At 53.0% G+C, this 19914-nt stretch carries 21 protein-coding genes and 1 tRNA gene; all 22 read left to right on the forward strand.

What is annotated here, in order from left to right:
* Nucleotides 1–120 precede the first annotated feature (120 nt).
* On the forward strand, nucleotides 121–1143 hold the full coding sequence (locus tag HUU59_12595; protein NUO20276.1) for a 6-phosphofructokinase: 1023 nt from the start codon (nucleotides 121–123) through the stop codon (nucleotides 1141–1143).
* A 97-nt stretch (nucleotides 1144–1240) separates the two neighbouring features.
* Nucleotides 1241–2245, forward strand: coding sequence for a type I glyceraldehyde-3-phosphate dehydrogenase (gene gap, locus HUU59_12600; GenBank protein NUO20277.1), 1005 nt, complete (start codon nucleotides 1241–1243; stop codon nucleotides 2243–2245).
* A gap of 81 nt (nucleotides 2246–2326) precedes the next feature.
* Complete coding sequence (locus HUU59_12605) at nucleotides 2327–2881, forward strand: DUF1232 domain-containing protein (protein NUO20278.1); 555 nt, start codon at nucleotides 2327–2329, stop codon at nucleotides 2879–2881.
* Nucleotides 2881–3240 carry a DUF1232 domain-containing protein gene (locus HUU59_12610; protein ID NUO20279.1) on the forward strand — a complete coding sequence of 120 codons (360 nt, stop codon included), beginning with the start codon at nucleotides 2881–2883 and terminating at the stop codon, nucleotides 3238–3240. Before HUU59_12605 ends, HUU59_12610 begins: the two co-directional genes overlap by 1 nt.
* Nucleotides 3241–3268: 28 nt before the next feature.
* Nucleotides 3269–3715 (forward strand): DUF4920 domain-containing protein, encoded by a 447-nt coding sequence (locus HUU59_12615; GenBank protein ID NUO20280.1) that lies wholly within the window; start codon nucleotides 3269–3271, stop codon nucleotides 3713–3715.
* Between the two features lie 112 nt (nucleotides 3716–3827).
* Nucleotides 3828–4316 carry a hypothetical protein gene (locus tag HUU59_12620; protein NUO20281.1) on the forward strand — a complete coding sequence of 163 codons (489 nt, stop codon included), beginning with the start codon at nucleotides 3828–3830 and terminating at the stop codon, nucleotides 4314–4316.
* A 123-nt stretch (nucleotides 4317–4439) separates the two neighbouring features.
* Entirely contained in the window at nucleotides 4440–4910 is a 471-nt protein-coding gene (locus HUU59_12625) for a transposase (protein ID NUO20282.1), read from the forward strand.
* Between the two features lie 925 nt (nucleotides 4911–5835).
* On the forward strand, nucleotides 5836–7029 hold the full coding sequence (locus tag HUU59_12630; protein NUO20283.1) for a phosphoglycerate kinase: 1194 nt from the start codon (nucleotides 5836–5838) through the stop codon (nucleotides 7027–7029).
* A gap of 58 nt (nucleotides 7030–7087) precedes the next feature.
* The gene (locus HUU59_12635) at nucleotides 7088–7870 is read left to right on the forward strand and encodes a triose-phosphate isomerase (GenBank protein NUO20284.1); all 783 of its coding nucleotides are present in this window, start codon (nucleotides 7088–7090) and stop codon (nucleotides 7868–7870) included.
* A 22-nt stretch (nucleotides 7871–7892) separates the two neighbouring features.
* Complete coding sequence (locus HUU59_12640; protein NUO20285.1) at nucleotides 7893–8729, forward strand: damage-inducible protein D; 837 nt, start codon at nucleotides 7893–7895, stop codon at nucleotides 8727–8729.
* Nucleotides 8730–9313: 584 nt separating this feature from the next.
* Nucleotides 9314–9754: a preprotein translocase subunit SecG gene (gene secG / locus HUU59_12645; GenBank protein ID NUO20286.1), complete on the forward strand. Its 441-nt coding sequence runs from the start codon at nucleotides 9314–9316 to the stop codon at nucleotides 9752–9754.
* 57 nt (nucleotides 9755–9811) lie between these two features.
* Nucleotides 9812–9896 (forward strand) — tRNA-Leu (locus tag HUU59_12650).
* 79 nt (nucleotides 9897–9975) lie between these two features.
* Complete coding sequence (locus HUU59_12655; GenBank protein NUO20287.1) at nucleotides 9976–10548, forward strand: DUF4256 domain-containing protein; 573 nt, start codon at nucleotides 9976–9978, stop codon at nucleotides 10546–10548.
* A gap of 113 nt (nucleotides 10549–10661) precedes the next feature.
* The gene (locus HUU59_12660) at nucleotides 10662–11906 is read left to right on the forward strand and encodes an amidohydrolase (GenBank protein NUO20288.1); all 1245 of its coding nucleotides are present in this window, start codon (nucleotides 10662–10664) and stop codon (nucleotides 11904–11906) included.
* 1 nt (nucleotide 11907) lies between these two features.
* Nucleotides 11908–12639, forward strand: coding sequence for a sigma-70 family RNA polymerase sigma factor (locus HUU59_12665; GenBank protein NUO20289.1), 732 nt, complete (start codon nucleotides 11908–11910; stop codon nucleotides 12637–12639).
* Nucleotides 12636–13571, forward strand: coding sequence for a serine/threonine protein kinase (locus HUU59_12670; protein ID NUO20290.1), 936 nt, complete (start codon nucleotides 12636–12638; stop codon nucleotides 13569–13571). Before HUU59_12665 ends, HUU59_12670 begins: the two co-directional genes overlap by 4 nt.
* Nucleotides 13572–13640: 69 nt before the next feature.
* Complete coding sequence (locus tag HUU59_12675) at nucleotides 13641–13994, forward strand: hypothetical protein (protein NUO20291.1); 354 nt, start codon at nucleotides 13641–13643, stop codon at nucleotides 13992–13994.
* A gap of 81 nt (nucleotides 13995–14075) precedes the next feature.
* Nucleotides 14076–14438: a VOC family protein gene (locus HUU59_12680; GenBank protein ID NUO20292.1), complete on the forward strand. Its 363-nt coding sequence runs from the start codon at nucleotides 14076–14078 to the stop codon at nucleotides 14436–14438.
* A 245-nt stretch (nucleotides 14439–14683) separates the two neighbouring features.
* Nucleotides 14684–15601 (forward strand): DMT family transporter, encoded by a 918-nt coding sequence (locus HUU59_12685; GenBank protein ID NUO20293.1) that lies wholly within the window; start codon nucleotides 14684–14686, stop codon nucleotides 15599–15601.
* Nucleotides 15534–17213 carry an ATP-binding protein gene (locus HUU59_12690; GenBank protein ID NUO20294.1) on the forward strand — a complete coding sequence of 560 codons (1680 nt, stop codon included), beginning with the start codon at nucleotides 15534–15536 and terminating at the stop codon, nucleotides 17211–17213. The genes HUU59_12685 and HUU59_12690 overlap by 68 nt, the downstream gene beginning before the upstream one ends.
* 586 nt (nucleotides 17214–17799) lie before the next feature.
* A complete protein-coding gene (locus HUU59_12695; GenBank protein ID NUO20295.1) occupies nucleotides 17800–18093 on the forward strand; it encodes a hypothetical protein in 294 nt (97 codons plus the stop codon).
* A 28-nt stretch (nucleotides 18094–18121) separates the two neighbouring features.
* The coding region (locus tag HUU59_12700; GenBank protein ID NUO20296.1) for a carboxypeptidase regulatory-like domain-containing protein at nucleotides 18122–19914 on the forward strand (1793 nt) is incomplete at its 3' end.

Below are 19914 nucleotides of genomic sequence, written 5' to 3' on the forward strand. Positions count from 1 at the left end.
TTGGCGACGACCCGGGAGGTCGTCGTTTTCCGTTCTGCCGGGGGAAAAACTGTCGCCTTGACTATCCCCCGAAAGAGCCGTAAATTCTACATTCAATGCTATCCTGAACTGTTATTATATATGAAATTAGGCTTACTTACCAGCGGCGGAGACTGTCCCGGTCTCAATGCTGCCATCCGGGCGGTCGTCCGCACCGCCAATAATCGCTTCGGTTATGAAACCGTCGGTATCCGAAATGGCTGGAAAGGCCTCCACGACGGCGACATCATCCCCCTGCCTCCGAAATCCGTTGCGGGTATCCTCGCCCGGGGCGGAACCATCCTTGGCACTTCGCGTTTCAATCCTGTCCACGACCCCGACACTTTGGCGCATTGCTTGGAGAATATCTCGCTGCATCGCCTTGACGGTATCATTGTCATCGGCGGCGACGGCAGCCTTTCGGCAGGCTACGAGCTCTCGAAGCACGGCGCGAAAATCATCGGCATTCCCAAGACGATTGACAATGATATTGCGGGAACCGATGCAACTTTCGGGTTCTATACCGCAGTTCAAACGGTAACGAACGCGATAGACAGTTTGCACGCCACGGCGGAGTCCCACCACCGCATCATGATTATCGAAACGATGGGTCGTAATTCGGGCTGGATTGCGGTGACGGCGGGTATTGCGGGCGGCGCGGACTTGATTCTGATACCCGAGCGCCCCTTCAATTGGGACAAGGTCTGCCGTCAACTGGTCACGCGTCACGAAGTCAAGCGCTTCTCCATTGTGGTGGTGGCGGAAGGCGCCGTTGCCGAAGGGGAAGGGATAATTACGGCGGGGCAGACGGATGACTTTGGCCGTCCGGTTTATGGAGGAGTGGGTTATGTGTTTGCGCGCGAAATCGAGAAACGCACCGGCATTTCCACACGCGTGACGGCGCTTGGTCATGTGCAGCGCAGCGGTACTCCGGTGGCGGAGGACAGATTGCTGGCCACGCAAATGGGAGTGCATGCCGTCGAGGCCGCCTCGACCGGTTTGTGGGGGCACTTCATGGCGCTGCGAGACGGGCACATCAACCCTGTTCCGCTCTCCGAGATGAAGGGCAAAACGCGTTTCGTGGACGACCGCATGTACGAGATTGCGGAGATATTCTTTGGGTAGCCACTTCAAGAAGTGACCCACGTTGCGCTATCGCCTGCGCAAACAATTCCGACATTTCTATTTACTTATTTCCTATTTCCTATTTTGGAACCCTATCATGCCTATTCGCATAGCAATTAACGGATTCGGCCGTATCGGCCGTTTAGTGTTTCGCGGGATTTACAACGACCCGCGCTTTGAAGTGGTCGCCATCAACGACTTGACGGATGCCAAGACGCTGGCGCATCTGTTGAAATATGATTCGACGCAGGGCAAGTTCGGCGAGAAGGTCGAGGTAACGGCAACGGGTCTGCAAGTCGGCAAGAATCACATCGAAGTGACTGCGGAGAAGGACCCGAAGAAATTGAACTGGGCGGACAACAAGACCGACATCGTGGTGGAATCCACCGGAGCCAAGTCATTCCGTGACCGCGCAGGCATTCAGCAGCATATTGACGCGGGAGCGAAGAAGGTTCTGCTGACCGTTCCGTCGAAGGACGAAATAGACGCGACGATTGTCCTGGGCATCAACGAGCACACGCTGAAACCGGAGCACAAACTCGTGTCCAACGCGAGCTGCACGACAAACTGCGTCGCGCCGATGGCGAAAGTGCTGCTCGACAGCTTTGGTATCGAGAATGCCTTTATGACGACGATACACAGTTACACGAACGATCAGAACATTCTCGACGCACCTCACAGCGATTTACGCCGCGCGCGCTCTGCGGCAGTCAGCATCATTCCGACGACGACCGGCGCCGCCAAGACGGTGGGCAAAATTATCAAGGAGCTGAAGGGCAAAATTGACGGCACTTCGCTGCGCGTTCCGACTCCGACCGGTTCGATTACCGACTTGGTCGCGGTGACGTCGAAGCCCGTCACGATTGAAAGCGTGAACGCGGCATTCAAAGCCGCTGCGGAAGGCCCGATGAAGGGCGTGCTTCAATACACTGAAGAGGAACTCGTATCGGTGGACATCATCGGCAATCCGCATTCGTGTATCTTCGACGCCAAGTCCACGATGGTTATGGGCGACAGGATGGTGAAAATTTTCGGCTGGTACGACAACGAGTGGGGCTACTCGATGAGATGCGTTGATCTGCTCGCGTTGATGGGCAAGTAAGTGCGTGTTGCGCACGTTTTTGCGCTGACGCGGGCGCTTTGTGTGTTCGGGAATGACAATCAACGGTAAAGGATGAACAACATGAGCGACACTGAAAAGAAATCCGATCTCAAAGAAAATTTCGAAGAAGCGAAGTCTTCCGTCACGAAGCTTTGGGGCAGCGTGACCAACGAAACACACGCGGCCTTCGAGAAAGTCGCCGACAAGACCGGCAAGTGGTTTGAAGAGAAGAAGAACACGGTCACCAAGGAAGACGTTGAAAAGGCCGTGGACAAAGCCGAGTCGGGAATTCAAAAGCTTTTGAATTCCGGCAAGGGTTACGTTGTCAAACTCGGCAAGCAGGCGAAGCTTTTGTGGGAGATGCTGCGCGACAGCGTGAAGAAGGAGTTTGATATTCCGTGGGCGACCGTGGCCTCGATTACGGCGACGCTGTTGTATTTGATTTCGCCGATAGACGTGGTGCCTGATTTCATACCCGCGCTTGGATTTGCCGATGACGCGCTGGTCATCGCCTTGTGCATATCGCTGATACGCATTGACCTCAAGCGCTACGCGGCGCATCGCAACCTGAATCTCGCCGACTACGGCTTGAGTTCGGAAGGCAAACCTCTGGACGACGACAAGCCGCAGGCGTAGTGGCACGACCGAAAAGCCGTTCATGGGCGGGGGCGCTCTTCGCGTGGTTTGCGATATTGCCGAAGACGAAACTCGGCTGGCAGTATTTGATTCGCCGTTTTTCGCTGTGGCGGAGCATGATAGGCGAGTTTCTGCGCGGCAAGGCGAAAACGCCGTGGGGAACCATTATCGCCATCGTCGCCATACTGCTCTATGTGCTGCTGCCGTTTGATTTGATTCCCGACTTTTTTCTGTTTTTCGGCTGGCTGGATGACGCGTTCATCGTGGCCAAGCTGTTTTCGCTGATCAAAATTGACTTGCGCCGGTTTCTCAAGCAGCGCAAGATAGATCCTGAACCGTTTGACTTGCAAGATAATTGATACCCCAAAAAAACAAAATTAATCCAAGATGAAAACGAAGACTTTATTGACTCTCATGATTGCGGCAATGTTCGCGATCTCCTGTTCCTCCGCGAAGAAAATGCAGACGTTCGGTGAAGAGCCGACTTTGAAAAGACCCGCGAAGATTGCCGAACTCAATGCGGATCCGGCCGCATATGTGGATAAGGAAGTATTGATCAGCGGCACAGTCACGGATATGTGCAAGCACGCGGGCTGCTGGGTGGAAATCGAGCAGAAGGATCATTCGAAAATTTTGTGCAAGAGCTTTGGTGACGTGGTGACCTTTCCTCAGGAGACTCTCGGCAAGCAGATTGAGTTGCAGGGTGTGCTGACCTTTGACCCGAACGCTCCGGGCTATGTTGAAGAGAAGCACGAAGGCGAAGAGGAAGGTCACGCCTGTCCGCAGCTTCCGATTATGGTGAGCATCAAGGGCGCGCGCGTCAAAGGACTTTAAGGATAGACCTGGCTGACGATGCCTTTTATCGTCACGCAGTGCTTCAGGCTCGTGAAGCAGGGGCTGCGCTTACATTTCGAGCCGCTCAACATTTCCCGAATTGGAGCACAAGGTGTCTGCTGAAAAGCCCGCCCGCTATCGTTTGAAAGACAAAGAGAAGAAGCACGTGAAACCGAAGCCGCCGCGCGCGGCAGGCAAGCCGAAGTGGGACGATGACAGACCGCCGCGTTCGCGCACACGCGGGGACGGAGAAGACCGTCCACCGCGCAAGCGCTACGACAGCGATGATCGTCCGCCGCCGCGCAAGCGATTTGATGACGACCGTCCGGCTCGCGGACCGAAGAGAGAGTGGAGTGACCGTCCGCCGCGCCGTGAGTTTGGGGACGGTCCGCGTGGCCGCAGTGCAGGTCCGAAGCGCGAGTGGAGCGATCGTCCGCCGCGCCGTGATTTCGGGGATCGTCCTCCGCGCGCCGCAGCAGGCGGCAACGCTGAAGTGATGGAAGCTTTGGCGCGCATCGAAAATGCCGTCAAGGACATCGTCAAGCGCATCACGCTGATTGAGAATCAGCTTGATGAGATTTTTGATGGGGATGAGGAATAGCGGGACTCAACAATCTGATTCACGACGGCAGGTGTCTTCAATTCCCAAGCCAACCGAGAACCCCAAGCTCGCGGCGGCAGGTGTCTTCACCTGCCCCGCTAACCGAGATGTAAAGGGGGAGTTCTGCTCCGACGCCACGCAAAGTATGACTTACCCGGTAGCCGCCATTTCGTAACAACCGTTACACAAATTCGTGGTTCATGGTTTGTCGAAGAGAGCTTGTGCCAGAGTATATTGGAGACTTTCGAAGAGTGCAGAGCTAAAGCTAATCTGGTGTGTGCTGGTTTTGTATTGATGCCGGATCATATCCACGCCGTTCTTATCCGACACGACGACGCGGATTCAGTTTCAGATTTCATGCGCGATTTCAAAATGAAATCAGCGTTCCGTTGTCTTCCAAACGGTTATCCGCAAGGTAATCTCTGGCGACGCAGATTTGACGATGTTCCTTTGCCCGGTCCGAAAGCGGTACAAATACGCTTGCGCTATATGCATGAAAACCCGGTAAAGGCCGGGCTCGTGGCAACACAGACGGACTATGAGTGGTCAAGCGCGCATTCTATTTTCAGGATAAAGCGAGCATCATCTCATTGATTGTTCCTTCTGCTCCCTAGAAATCTCGGTAGCCGGGCAGGTGAAGACACCTGCCGCGGCGAAGCTTGGGGTTTACGTGTGTCACAATTTTGAACGCGGCGGCACATGTCTTCATGTACCCCGCTGACGAAAGTTCTTTACGTCTTGTCATCCTGAACGAAGTGAAGGATCTTGTCGCTAACTGCACAATGTCAAAGCGCAAAGAATCAGAGTGTAGCGCCCACGATCGTGCTTGTCAAGCACTTCGTGGGCAAAATCCCCCGAGCAAAGTCGTGATGCAAAGCGCGTCGTAAATCAATTGTAGGGGCGGATGGCGATCCGCCCGCGTTATGCTCCACGGAATCTTAAACGCACAACATTGTAACCTCCTTTGAATAGATCCTAACAGAGGATGACAGAAGCGGGGCACCCGCAGCGGGTGCCGCCGCGAGAATAGGAAAAGACTCGCTGTAATTTTCTTGTCGAAATTTGCGGGGCATGTGTAGCGCATGTCACCGCGAAGAAGGAGTACTTGGCCATGGCATTAGTTATTTGCCCGGAATGCAAAGGAGAGGTAAGCGATCAAGCGAAGGCATGCCCAAAGTGTGGTTATCCAATATCTAGGGGCAAGACTTCACTTGAGGGATCAAACTCTGACGTTGTAACAGTCGAACAAACGAGCAAGCGACTCAAACTGCATGAACTGTGGTCTGTGATTGCCATTCTCTTAGGAGGCATCATTGTCGTTGCGAGTTCTTTTGTAGCGCGTCGGGAAGACTCTGGCTGGGCTGGAGTCTTAATTGGTATAGTTGTATTTCTAGCAGGATTCGTTTGGTATATAGTAACGAGAATTAGGCGTTGGTGGAAACACGGTTAGCCTTACTCGTGCAAAGATAACTGAGATAGATCTGATTTCACATTTCCTACTTCCAATTTTCATCCTTAGATGAACAAAAAAACGATTGACCAGGTTGACTTAAGCGGCAAGCGCGTGTTGGTGCGCGTGGATTTCAATGTGCCGCTTGACGAGGGCAAAGTGACCGACGACACGCGGATTCGCGAGTCGCTGCCCACGATTAAGAAGATTATCTCGTCCGGCGGCAAAGCGATTTTGATGAGCCACCTGGGACGTCCGAAAGGCAAAAAGAATCCCGATATGTCGCTCGTTCCCGCCGCAGTGCGGCTGGCGGAGCTGCTCGGCAAACCCGTGACCATGGCCACCGATTGCATCGGCGAAGAAGTTGAGAAAGTGGTCAATGCCATGGTGCCGGGTCAGGTTGTTCTGCTGGAGAACCTGCGCTTCTATAATGAAGAAGAAAAGAACGATCCCGAATTCGCCAAACAGCTTGCCAAGCTCGGGGACTTGTATGTCAACGACGCGTTCGGCTCGGCACATCGCGCGCACGCTTCGACGGAAGGAGTGACGCAGTTTATCAAGCCGTGTGTGGCGGGTTACCTGATGCAAAAGGAACTCGACTATCTGGGCAAGGCACTGGCCGAACCGAAACATCCGTTTGTGGCGGTGCTCGGCGGCTCGAAAATTTCCGGCAAGATTGACGTCATCGAAAACCTCATCGGCAAGGTGGACACGATTCTGGTCGGCGGCGGTATGGCCTATACCTTCTATAAGGCACAGGGCGGCGAAATCGGTGAATCCATCCTCGAAGCCGACAAGATGGACCTCGCGCTTGAACTGGTCAAGAAGGCTGCCGGCTCCAAGACCAAATTGGTCCTGCCTCCCGATTCCCGGGTCGCCTCCGAGCTGAAGTCAGGCGAGTCCACCACGATTGCCCCGTCCAACAAGATACCGGGGGACAAACTTGCGGCGGACATCGGAACGGCGACCGAAAAACTGTACAGCGAACATATTCTGAACGCCAAGACAGTTGTTTGGAACGGCCCGATGGGAGTCTTTGAAATTGATGAATTTGCATCCGGCACGAGAGCTGTTGCCGAGGCTCTTGTCCAGGCTACACAAGGTGGGGCCATTACGGTTGTCGGCGGCGGAGACAGTGCTGCGGCCATGGAGAAGTTTGGCTTGGCGGAAAAGGTATCGCATGTTTCCACCGGCGGCGGTGCAAGTCTCGAGTTCCTCGAAGGCAAGATTCTTCCCGGCGTAGCGGCATTGACAAATGCATAAAAAACATATTCCGGCGGGGAACTGCTGCGCCTAATCGCCGCTCGGCGAAAAACGGAAGATGAATAGAACGAAACTTCTTGCTGCTAACTGGAAGATGAACAAGCTCACGGGTGAAGCCGCCGAGTTTGTCCGGGAGTATGCGGCCAAGCTCCCCTCCAGTCCGGTCCCAACGGTCTTGCTCCCGACAAATACCGCATTACATGCGGTTGCAAGTGCTTGTAAAGAGAGTGGTAAGAGCCCTTCCCAGCTTGCATTTGGAGCCCAAAATTGTTACTTTCAAAGTTCCGGTGCCTTCACGGGCGAGGTATCGCCGGAAATGCTGGTGGACCTGGGGTGCAACTTTGTTGTGCTTGGTCACAGCGAACGGCGGCAGATATTCGGTGAGACAGACGAACTGATTGGCAGGAAAGTCGCGGCGGCTTTGAAAGCCGGGTTGACTCCCATCTTTTGCATCGGGGAGACATTAGATGAGCGCAAGGCCGGCCGACTGGAGGAAGTCTTGAGCCGTCAAGTCGTGATGGGCTTGAAGGATGTTGAAGTGGCCGATCTTGAAAAAGTGGTGGTCGCCTATGAGCCGGTGTGGGCAATCGGTACGGGAGTCGTTGCAACACCGCAGCAGGCCCAGGATGCTCACAAGTTCGTGCGCTTGCTGCTGTCCAAGAAGAACGCTGACGCCGCGATGCGGACGAGGATTCTTTACGGCGGCAGTGTAAAGCCGGACAACTGCTACGAGCTGATGACGCAGCCCGATATTGACGGCGCGTTAGTCGGCGGAGCAAGTTTGCAGGTGGACAGTCTTTTAGAATTACACAGGGAATGTACGCGAGTAGTACACTCGTAGCAATACCAAGCAGGCACAATCAATGGATAAGAAAAACAAGCAAGAAGATGTGCAGGAAGCGCTTGACCTTTATGCACATGAGTTTGAAGAGGCGGGCTTAGAAAACGGAATTAAGTTCTGGTACGCCCGTGATCTGCAACGTTTTCTTGGCTACGCTTCATACGATAGTTTCTATAATGTTGTACAAGAGGCTATTGCAATTTGTGCTGCTCTGAAGATCGCAATTCACGAGAACTTCATTTCGTTAGATCGTGAAATTGCAGGGAAGCCCGCTCCAGATTTCAAATTAAGTCGATTTGCATGTTACTTGACTGCTATGAAGGCAGATTCAAGTAAATACGAAGTGGCACTCGCTCAAGCGCATTTTGCTGCTTTGGCCGCGAGTATCAAGGAGCACTTTCAAGACGCCGAGCGAATTAAGCGCGCTCAAGTACGCGCTGATCTTAAGGTTGGCGAAATGGAAATGACTTCAGCGGCAAAGATGTCAGGGGTAGAGGATTTTGGTTCGTTCAAAGACGCTGGCTACCGCGGGATGTATAATAAGAGTACAAACGCGCTTAAGAAAATGAAAGGATTGTCGTCAAGCGATAATCTATATGACTTCCTCGGACTTGAGGAATTGGCTGGAAACCTGTTTCGCGTTACTCAGACGAAAGCTCGATTGAGAAATGAAAGGGCAACAGGACAACAACAAGCCGAAGAAGTCGCCTTCGGGGTTGGAAGGCAGGTTCGAAAACTTATGCACGATAACTCTGGTCAAAATCCTGAGAATCTGCCTATCGAAGGCCACGTCAATGAAATTCAGAAGGGCGTGAAAGTCACACTCAAAGAGTATCAGCGAATAGACAAGAAGAAATAGCACTTTGCGTGCCTTTAGGCCTACTGTTGTCACGAATTGTCCAGATAACTACTCGACAACTTATGGCCAAAATAGAAAGACCAACCCAAAAGCATAGAGACGCTATATGAGCAGCAATATCATTGACTGCAAACATTGTCATGGTACTGGAAGTTGTAATTGTGACGCGTGTTGGACAGCAAATGGTTTGAATCCAAACTATAACCCCAATGATGCGCATATAATCTTCAAGATTCACGAGCGTGATGATGTTCCTTGCAAAGTCTGCGGAGGAACTGGTAAGGTAGTACCAAGAAGTGTCTAATTCCGATAAACACAATTGGGGTGTGAGAAACAACGTGGTCGACCGAATTGGGGGAGAAAACGAGTCCTCCCGCGCTTCTAAGGTAAAGAGTATTTCGTGTGCGCATTGCGGTGGTAGTGGCTCTTGTGACTGTCCAGTATGTAACAGAGCCAAAGGTACGTGTACAGTATGTGATGGACGTGGACGAATTCCAATCGACTCCGTTCAGTCACCCTAGGTTTGCGTAAGTCATCTGGGTCGTCTAGTAAGTTTTACTAATCACTATTTCCAAAGTTTTGTCATGATCTACGGACTCTTAATCGCACTTCAAATCATCGTTTCGCTGCTGTTGGTGGTTTCGATACTGCTGCAGAGCGCGAAGGGCGGCGGACTCGCGGGTGTCGCGGGCGGCATGGCTTCGTCCACGGTATTCGGCGGGCGTCAGGCGGCGAACTTTCTGCAGAAAGCCACGACGATATTAGCGACAATATTCCTGCTCAACTGTTTGGTAATGGCGTTGATTTCCGGGCCTTCGAGCACGCAGGTGTCGGTGACTCAGCAGGCGGTGCAGAGTTCGCCGATACAGAGTCCGGTACCGTCCATTCCCGGCGGAGGACAGGTGAGTCCGACGACAGCCACGGAGACTGCTCCGGTGCAAACGGGGACAACGACTCCGGCCACGACTCCTGCTCAGCCGAATTCAACTCCGGCCAATCAGCAGCCCACAACCGGCGGCAATTAAGAGTTACCGAAGCCGTGAGCGCAATCGCGCTAGCGGCAATATCGGCATAACATGCCGGCCCGAGTGGTGAAATTGGTAGACACACTATCTTGAGGGGGTAGCGCCGCAAGGCATCTCGGTTCGAATCCGAGCTCGGGCACCACAATCCGTTTTCCGCAGTTCGAGCCAAAGACTTCTTTGGCTCGAAGCTTTTTGTCAACTTGTCACTTTTCATTCCAACTATGCCTAAAGCAGCGACGAAGAAAACTCTTTCCCGCGACCGCCGTGAGGAACTTCTCGGTGTGTTGAAAGCGCGATTCGAGAGACACATGAGCCGGCACAAAGGTCTCGAATGGTCGAAGATACAGGCGAAGCTCGACGCACAGCCTGACAAACTGCGCTCGCTCGATGAGATGGAGCAAACAGGCGGCGAACCCGATGTCATCGGGCTGGACAAGAAGACGGGCGAGATTGTTTTTTGCGACTGTTCCGCCGAGAGTCCCGCCGGCCGCAGAAGCTTGTGTTATGACGGTGAGGCGCTCGAGGCCAGAAAAGAGGCGAAGCCGGACGGCAGCGCGCTTGAGAGTGCGGAGGCGATGGGCATCGAGCTCTTGAACGAAGGTCAGTACCGGGAGCTGCAGAAGCTCGGAAAGTTTGACACAAAGACTTCAAGCTGGCTGCTGACACCGCCCGCCATCAGAAAGCTTGGCGGCGCAATTTTCGGCGACCGCCGTTACGACACGGTTTTTGTGTATCACAACGGCGCGCAATCCTACTATGCGGCGCGGGGTTTTCGCGGACTGTTGAGAGTCTGACGGACGTTCGACTCCACATGCGCGCACAGCACTCACATCCATTCATATTATCGTTAGCCCTGCGCGAACTCGCGCGGGGTTTTTTGCAAATGCCATTTCACCAATGTAAAAATATGCACGTATCAACCGGTATTCTGTTCGCCGTGGTGCTTGCGTCCACTCCCGCGTGGGCGGCGGGTTCCGCGATACGCTCGCTCGTTCGTTCGACGTATGAGCACATCCATGCGCATCCGGAGATTGGGCACAAGGAATTTGAAACGTCCAAGCTGATTCGCACAGAACTTGAGAAAGCCGGCTATACGGAGTTCGTGGATTCGCCGTCGCTGAAGACGGAAGTAATTTCCGTTTTGCGCACGGGCAGGCCCGGACCGACCATTTGTCTGCGAGCGGAGCTTGACGCGCTTGCGATTGCCGAGGAAACGGAATGCGATTTCATCTCCACCGTTCCCGGTATGATGCACGCGTGCGGGCACGATGCGCACGCGGCGATGCTGCTCGGCGCAGCGGTTGAATTGAAGAACAGTCGGGACGTGAGCGGCACCGTCGTCTTTCTTTTTCAGCCGGCAGAAGAGGTCAAAGGCGGCGCGGACGATATTATTAAAGACAGCACGCTGCACAAACTCGGTGTAGAGAAGGTGTTCGGGCAGCACGTTTTCCCGGGGCTTCCGGCGGGAGTGATTCGCATCGCGCCGGGGGCGGTGTTGGCAGGCAGCAATTACTACAGCGTCAAAGTGAGCGGACGCGGCTCTCATGCGGCCTACCCGCATCAAGGCGATGACGTCCCGACGTGCACGGCCAATATCATTTCAGGTTTGACCAGTTTGCCGGCACGGAAGATGAATGTGCTTGAAGAGCCTTGCATCATGAGCGTCGCGTGGATTGAATGTGACACGTCAAAAACCTACAACGTGCTGTCCGAAGAGTGTTCGTTCGGAGGGACGGTGCGCGCCTATTTTGACATTGCCGATTCGATTCAGAACGGCGGCACGATTGAGTCGCTGATGAATGAATACATCACGCACACGGCCGCAGCGTGCGGCTGCACGGCAGAGTTGCGACTGCGCAGAGGCGCACCGCCGACGACAAACAATCCGGAGTTGTGTGAAGCTGTATTGTCGGCGGCGGACAAATTCCCCGCGCTGCGAGCGGACGGAGAGAGTATTCGCCGCATGACCGCCGAGGATTTTGCCTATTACACACAGGAGTTTCCCTGCCTCTATTTCAGTCTGGGAATCGCGAAGGACGGACTGGGAGAAGCCGGATTGCACCAGAGTCAATTCACGATTCATCCGGATGCGCTTGAGGTCGGCACGGACTTTCTGATTTGGCTGGCGGAATGGAGCACGAGGACGGAGTGAGATGAGCGGCTATACTCCCTTCCCTGACACGCGCTGGACGGCGATTCGCGCGCTGGCGAGTGGCGATGAATCGGCTCGTCAAGTGGGTTGGGAAGTCGTATCAAGGCTCTATTGGCATCCGGTGCAGAGCTATATCCGCGCGAAATGGAGCGCAAGCGAGAGCGATGCCAGCGACGCGGCGCAGAATTTTTTCACTTACGTTTTTGAGCGGGACACATTTTCCAAGTTTGATTCGAGCAAGGCACGATTCCGCCATTTCTTGCGCTTCTGTCTGGACAGATTTTTGATTAACGAGCACAACGCACAGCTCGCGCAAAAACGCGGCGGGGGAAACGTGGGTTCTCTGGAAACGTCGGGAGCGGACGGCGAACCGCTCGACCCGGCAGACCCGGATTCGTTGGATGAGCTCTTCGAGCAGGAGTGGCGCAGAAGTTTGTTTGAGGCTGCGGTTGCCGATGTGGAGTCGCTTGCGACAAGCGACACGGCGAAGCTGCAGTTTCAGATTTTCAAACGCTATGACATCGAGCGCGGCTCGGCGGAGAAAGTCACGTATGAGGATTTGGCGCGCACCTTCGGAGTCAGCGCGGCGACGGTGACGAATCACTTGCACGCGATGCGGACGAAAGTGCGGCTGGCCTTGCTCGACCGCCTGCGCACGATAACGGCTTCCGAAGAGGAGTTTCTTGAAGAGACGCAGGCTCTGCTCGGAGTCAAAGGCGCAAAGAACCGATGAAGCTGCCTGACGAGACGCTGAATCATCTGCGCGAGGCGATTGACGAACCGGACTTGTCGCAGACGAAATACAAACTGGTCGCACCTCTCGGACAAGGAGGGATGGGCAGCGTGTATGTCGCGGAAGACACGGTGCTGAATCGTCAGGTGGCTCTGAAAGTCTTGCGTGTGCAGGACCGGCAGGGCGAACTTGTGAAGCGCATGCAGCGCGAAGCACAGACAGCGGCGCAGCTTGAACATCCCGGAATCATTCCTGTACACGACCTCGGCAATTTGCCTGACGGTCGTGTCTTTTATGTCACGAAGCTTGTGCAGGGTTTGCAGCTTGATGAGTATGCGGCGCGCGCGGAGACTCAGAGTGAGCGGCTGCGGGTGTTCTTGAAAATCTGCGATGCGGTAAGCTACGCGCACAGCAAAGGCGTGCTGCACCGGGATGTAAAACCCGCCAATATCATGGTGGGAGAATTCGGTGAAGTACTGGTTCTCGATTGGGGTACGGCACGGGGTGCCGAGGATTTAACGGCGCATACGGCGGGTCACGGCACGAAGGGCTACATGTCACCTGAGCAGGCGAAGGGAGAGCCGCTGGATGCGCGGGCGGATATTTTTGCGCTTGGAGCTACTTTGTATGCGCTGCTGACGCGAACGGATGCTGCCGACGGATTTATGCGCGAGCAATTGCGTTCGCTGCCGAAAGCCTTGGCGGCGATTATTCGCAAGGCGGCGCACGAGACTCGGGAAGAGCGGTATCGCACGGTTGCTGAGTTGGGCGGTGATATTTTGCGGTTTTTGGATGGCGAACCGGTCACAGCTTACCATGAAACGCCTCTCGAAAAGCTGGCGAGAATGGTCAACCGGCACCGGTTTATTGTGATTATCCTCTTGACTTACATGGTGATACGGTTAATTTTTTATTTGGCCTTGAAACGCTAAAGAATTTGAGAATCCTTCTGTATACTTGGATGAAAGGCAGAACAGTCGCGCAACTCAACGGAGGCAGCAATGTCCAAACCAGTTTTAGGAATCATTCTTGGAGTAGTTCTCGGAATATTTGACGGCTTAACGGCATGGTTTACGCCTGAAGTGCGCGATGCGCTGGCAGGTATTGTCATGGGTTCGTCGTTCAAGGGATTGCTCGCGGGGCTCATCATCGGATTTTTCTCGCGCAAAGTCAGCGACATGACCAAGGGATTAATTTTCGGCGGCATTGTGGGTCTGGCTTTGGCGACATTAGTTGCCGCGATGCCCGGTGAGAACGGTGAGCACTACTGGCTGGAAATCATGATTCCGGGCACGATTGTGGGCATCATTCTCGGCTGGGCAACACAAAGATACGGCAAACCCGCCGTGGCGTGAACGCCGGACCCGATGCGCTGACGCGATAGCATTTAGATTTTTCGAAAAACGGTTTACATATTCACTTTGGAGGGATTCAAGATGGGAATGCCTGTTGTACACTTTGAAATCACCGGACACGATGGTGCAAAGCTGCAGTCATTTTACAGCACGCTTTTCGGCTGGAAGATTGACGCGAGTAATCCGATGCAATACGGATTGGTGGCCGCCGAAGAGAAAAGCATCGGCGGCGGAATCAGCGGCACGGAGCCGGGCGGTTCGCCGCGTGTGACGGTCTATATCGGCGTGGATAAAATTGACCCGGTACTTGGGCATGCCGAGAAGCTGGGCGGCAAGACGGTGATGCCGCGCACAGTGATTCCGGGGATGGTGGTCATGGCTCTGTTTGCTGACCCGAGCGGCAACGTGATCGGATTGGTGGAAAATGAAATGCCGCCGGCCTAATTTTCAGGGTTGGTTGAATGTGAAGTCCCCGCTGGAAATTGCGGGGCTTTTCATTTTGGCCGGTCTGGAATATCAGGAGGCATTTGTGCACGGTATTCCCAACATTTAACGATTTTGCCCCATTGAGCGTATCGTGGGATAAACTCTGTCCGGGGAGTTGCAAAGGGGGCGGAACGGTGTTATCTTATAGTCTGTTTTCGCAGGTATACTCAAGCAACTCAGGTAGGGCGGACGGGGAGATATAATTGAAACAGTGGCTGGTGTTCCTTTACCTTGGCTGTTTAGCCTGGGGCACATCATTTTTGTGGATTAAGCTGGCCTTGCGCGAGCTGGGGCCGATGACGATGGTGAGCTGGCGGCTGATTTTCGGCGCCGCGATAACATGGGTGATCATCCGTTGGCAGAAGTTTGACCTGAAGTGGTCGGGCAAAGAGTTCTGGCTGCCGTTCTTTCTGGGGATTACAAGTGTTGCCATGCCGATAAGCTTAATCGGTTTTGCGGAGACGCGCATTGACTCAGGTCTGGCGGGTGTGCTGAACGCGACGATGCCGCTGTGGACGATGCTGATGGCTCACTACTTTTTGCATGACGAGCGTTTCACGCTGCCGAAGTTTTTGGGTCTTCTGTCAGGGATTGCGGGGATTTATATTCTCATGAATCCCGATTTCGGAAAAGAGCGCGATGTGCTCGGACAAGCCGCGATGCTCGGTGCAACCTTTTTGTACGCGGGGAGCACGATTTCGCAGCGCAAGTTTATGCGCGGCGTTCATCCCTATCAGATGGGACTTCCGCTGATATTGGGCGGCATGGTGTTCATCGTCGTGATGGCGGCGATATTCGAAGCGCCGTTCAAAGTTCCGCAGATTCCGCTGACCTGGCTGGCGTGCGCGTGGATGGGCATTCTGGGTATGGGACTTTCGACGGTGGCCTGGTTTTATCTTTTGAATCACTGGGGCGCAACGCGCACGTCGCTGGTGACATTTGTGTTTCCGCCGACGGCGGTACTTCTGGGGGTGTTCTTTCTGGACGAGCCGCTGCACTGGGACATCGTGCTGGGCGGCGGATTGATTATCGCGGGAATCGCGCTGGTGAACTATTATACCTACTGTCAATGCGACGAGAGAGTTCCTCGAAATCGCCAACGACTTTGCGAATCCACTTGAATTGGTTAGAGAAGCAATCAGTAATTCCTATGATGCAAACGCTTCGCTAATAACTGTGTTGTTCGATGTTATTCAAGATTGTGGCGAATCAGTTCTTAGAATTAGATTGCAAGATAATGGTGAGGGTATGGACCGGCTTGGCCTCCAAGCATTTTTTGACTTGGGAAATTCAATGTCAAGAGAAGATCCTACAAAAATCGGAGAAAAGGGGCATGGAACAAAAGTTTACTTTAATAGCTCGCGAATCCGAGTCGTGACCTATAGGAACGGTGAGCGCTTAGAGGCTTCGGTCGATACCCCATTTCGCTCCCTTCACAATGGTACAATTCCACAGGTTAAAGTTTCGGCAGGACCTTCCAGCGATAGTCGAACAGGTACCGAAATAGAGATAATTGGTTACAACAATAACCGCCGCGACAGGTTCACCCATGCAATACTGAAGGACTACATTCTGTGGTTCACCAAACATGGCTCCATTGAGCATGTTTTTAATACTTCAAAATCAAATGTGAGATTAAGACTTCAAGGACTTGATAGTCAAACAATAGAAGAGATTGAAGTTGGTCATCCTTTTCCTGGTGAAAGCCCAAGTATAACTTCCCTTTTTGATACACATTTGGCATACGCCCCTGACCATTACTGTAAGAGAATTGTTCGGACAGGAACACTTTCTGATCATCCGGAAGTAACCTTTGAAGCCGTTTTTAGTATTGAAGGTTCAAGAGTCAAGTATGACAATAACCTAATGCTTCGACGCTCTGGTTATCAATCTCCGAAAGGGGCATATACTGTTCAAGAGAGATACGGCCTTTGGCTATGCAAAGATTATATTCCGATCCAAAGAAAAAACGATTGGATAGGTGTTAAAGGCACTGAATATACTCGTTTTCATGCGTTCGTGAATTGCCAAGACTTGAGACTCACTGCCAACCGTGGTTCAATTGAAAATACTCCTTCTGAGAAACTATCTGATCTAAAAAATACCGTTCGTCAGATTTATGAAGACATAGTCGAAAGCAACGACTGGAGAGACTTGGATTGGCTAGAAAGTCAGGCGGGAGCTTTTCGAACTGTTGAAAAGGAGCGCAGAGATTATGGCTGGAGAGTTTCCCGAATCAATAAGACAAATATTGCTGTGTTTGAGGGGACGCAATTAGTCGAGCCAACGCGAGAGAGTGGCGTCTTTGCTCTCTATATTTTGGTTGCTCAGAAAAAACCAGAACTTTTCCCATTTTACGTATTAGACTATGATACCCATGAAGGCATAGATGTAATCGTAAAATCAGATGCCACAACACCAATTTCACAATCTAAACTGTTCTATGTTGAATTCAAGCATATTTTGACCAAGGACTTTAATCATTCGTTTGAAAATGTCCACTCTATCGTTTGTTGGGATACACAGATTAAGCACAGCGAAACTGTTGAAGACATTACTGGCGAGACCAGAAAACTCATGATTGTTCAACCTGAGAAGGAAGGCGATTACACCAAGTACTTTCTTGACAACGAGCAGAAAGCGCGAAAAGTAGAGGTATTCGTACTCAAGAGTTATTTGAAGGAAAAGCTCGGTATTGATTTCAAGCCCCGAACAACGGCATCAGTTTTGTAACGCGTAAAAAATTGATTGGATTGCAAGTCGTTTCAGTTTGAAGAAGGGTTAGAGAGGAGAATATTAACATGCGTGATCAATTGCTAAAAGTTATTGTGAGATACCCCAATCTTGCATATGGCGGATTGAATTGTCAAGAATACGAGAGGTATAATGGTTCAAGTTTTGAACATGATAGAAAATTACTTTACGACGCAATTGAGGAGTTCGCGCTAGCCGTGGAGTGGCTAAGCACGAAAAGACGCCAGAGATCTTGTAATCTCAATTACGTTTGTGGCCATATTAAGGACGACATAAGAAAGTGGGCTAATCACAATGGCAATCCAATTCAATACGTAAGTCAAGGAGCCACAATCGCCGCGGCGATTGCCCTTGGGTTTAGATACAGATCGTTGCCTTTTTGTAGGTTCAAGGCTGCGATCAATATTGCTAACCCTAGACCTTTTGCTTCGGGGAAATCTGTTGAGAGCTTTTAGATTCTAGTCGAACAACGCGCTGAAGTGTGTAGATTTGCCATTAGCTTTAAGTTCATCTCGAAACACGAATTCAACCATTAATGATCCAATTTGCAATCGGAGACAATACGATGAAGCGGTCCCATATGATTTTTGTCATGCTTGCCGTTTGGTGTTTGGCAAGCGTTAGTGTGGCTCAGGTGTCTCAGGGCGGTTCGCCGGCGAGCCTGAGTCTGACGGGCATGTCCGCGCCGGAGACGCGCAGTCTGCCTGCGGTGAATGCGGATGTTCTGCTGGCGGAAGATGAGCAGGAGAGCAAGGATGTTCCGTTGCGGTTCGGCTATCCGCACGATGTGAGCTTCAATTTGAGCAACAGCGGCACGTGGAGAGACGAAGGAAGGGCGGGTTTGGCGACTGAGACTTGAGTCGCGCGGCGCCTATTCGGTCAATCTGGTGTTCGACCGGTTTGACCTGCCGACGGGTGGACAGTTTTTTGTTTACAGCGATAATTACGACTACGTCATCGGCGCGTTCACAGAGGCAAATGAATTTCCGGGCGGCGAGTTTTCGACGCAGCCGGTTCCGGGAGACGCGGTGACACTTGAGTATTACGAGCCAGCGGAAGCGCGGGGACAGAGCGAGATTTCGCTGATGCGCGTCGTTCATGCCTATCGTAATCTGTTCGGCCGTGAAAATAATCCGTTGGACGATTTCGGTGACAGCGGGACCTGCAACAACAACGTGAATTGTCCGGAGGGCGCGGCGTGGCAGGAGCAGAAGCGCGGCGTGGTGATGCTGTTGACGAGCGGCGGTTTCCGGTATTGCTCCGGCTCGCTGATAAACAATACGAACAACGACGGCACGCCGTTTGTATTGACGGCGGATCACTGTGATCCGACGACGACGTCGGTATTCATGTTCAACTATGAAAGTCCGGGCTGTCCGAACGTGAACGGTCCGACGAATCAAACGGTCGCGGGCTGTCAGCTACTCTTCAACAGCAGCGCATCGGATGTTCAGCTTGTCCGGTTGAACAGCAACGTTCCGCTCAACTATAATCCGTATTTCAGCGGGTGGAACGCGAACGACGCGGCGGCGACAAACTCCGTTTGTATTCACCACCCGAGCGGCGACATCAAGAAGATAACGTTTGACAATCAGGCTCCGGTGTCGAGCACATGGTCGGGCACACCGGCCAATTCACATTGGCGGATATTGAACTGGGAAGACGGCACGACGGAGCCGGGCTCCTCGGGTTCGCCGCTTTTTGATCAGAATCACCGGATCACCGGGCAATTGCACGGCGGGACGGCGAGCTGCACGAACAACATAGACGATTATTACGGCAAGTTTTCGCTGTCGATGACGAACGGTTTGCGGGCTCATTTGGATCCGGGCAACAGCGGTGTGATGACGCTGGACGGATTTGATCCGCAGGCCGGCGGATTTGTGACGGGCACGGTGCGCAACGCAACGACGCTGCTGCCGATCTCGGGAGCGACGGTTCAGGTGGTTGGCGGAGTCAACTCTGCGACGACGAACGCGAGTGGCGTTTATTTCATGCCGCTGCCGGACGGAGCGACGTATGATTTGGCATTCAGCGCTTATGCTTATGTATCCGACACGGTGACGGGAATAACGATCGTTGAAGGTGACACGGTGATTGCGGACATGAACTTGACCGCATTGCCGATTATCACAGTACTTGAAGAAGACTTTGAAACGGGAGCGCCGGGCTGGACGCACAATACGCCGGGCGGAACATGGGTGGACGATTGGCATATTTCGACGGAGCGTTCGCGCTCGACATCACACAGTTACAAGTGCGGCTCGACGACGACGGGAACGTATCGCGCATTTAACGACGCACGTTTGCTGTCGCCGGTGATGAACAATCTGCCTGCGGACGCGGTGTTGAGTTTCTGGATGCAGTTGGAAGGCGAAGTGTCGGGTGTGTATCCGGATTCGGCTTATGACGGCGGAATCCTGGAGATTTCTGTAAATGGCGGAGCGTTCACACAGATAACACCCCAGGGCGGTTATCCGAATACATTCCGCTACACGGTGGGCGGCGGGGCACCTGCACAGGGGCCGATGTTAGGCTTGCCGTGCTGGGCGACGACGCTGACCACATGGACTCAGATGACGGCTGATTTGTCGGCATATGCCGGTTCGAACGTGCAATTGAGGTTCCGCTTTGGTTCGGACAACAGTGTTCAGCGCGAAGGCTGGTATGTGGATGATGT

The sequence above is a fragment of the bacterium genome (genome assembly GCA_013360195.1).
GTDB lineage: Bacteria > Electryoneota > RPQS01 > RPQS01 > RPQS01 > JABWCQ01.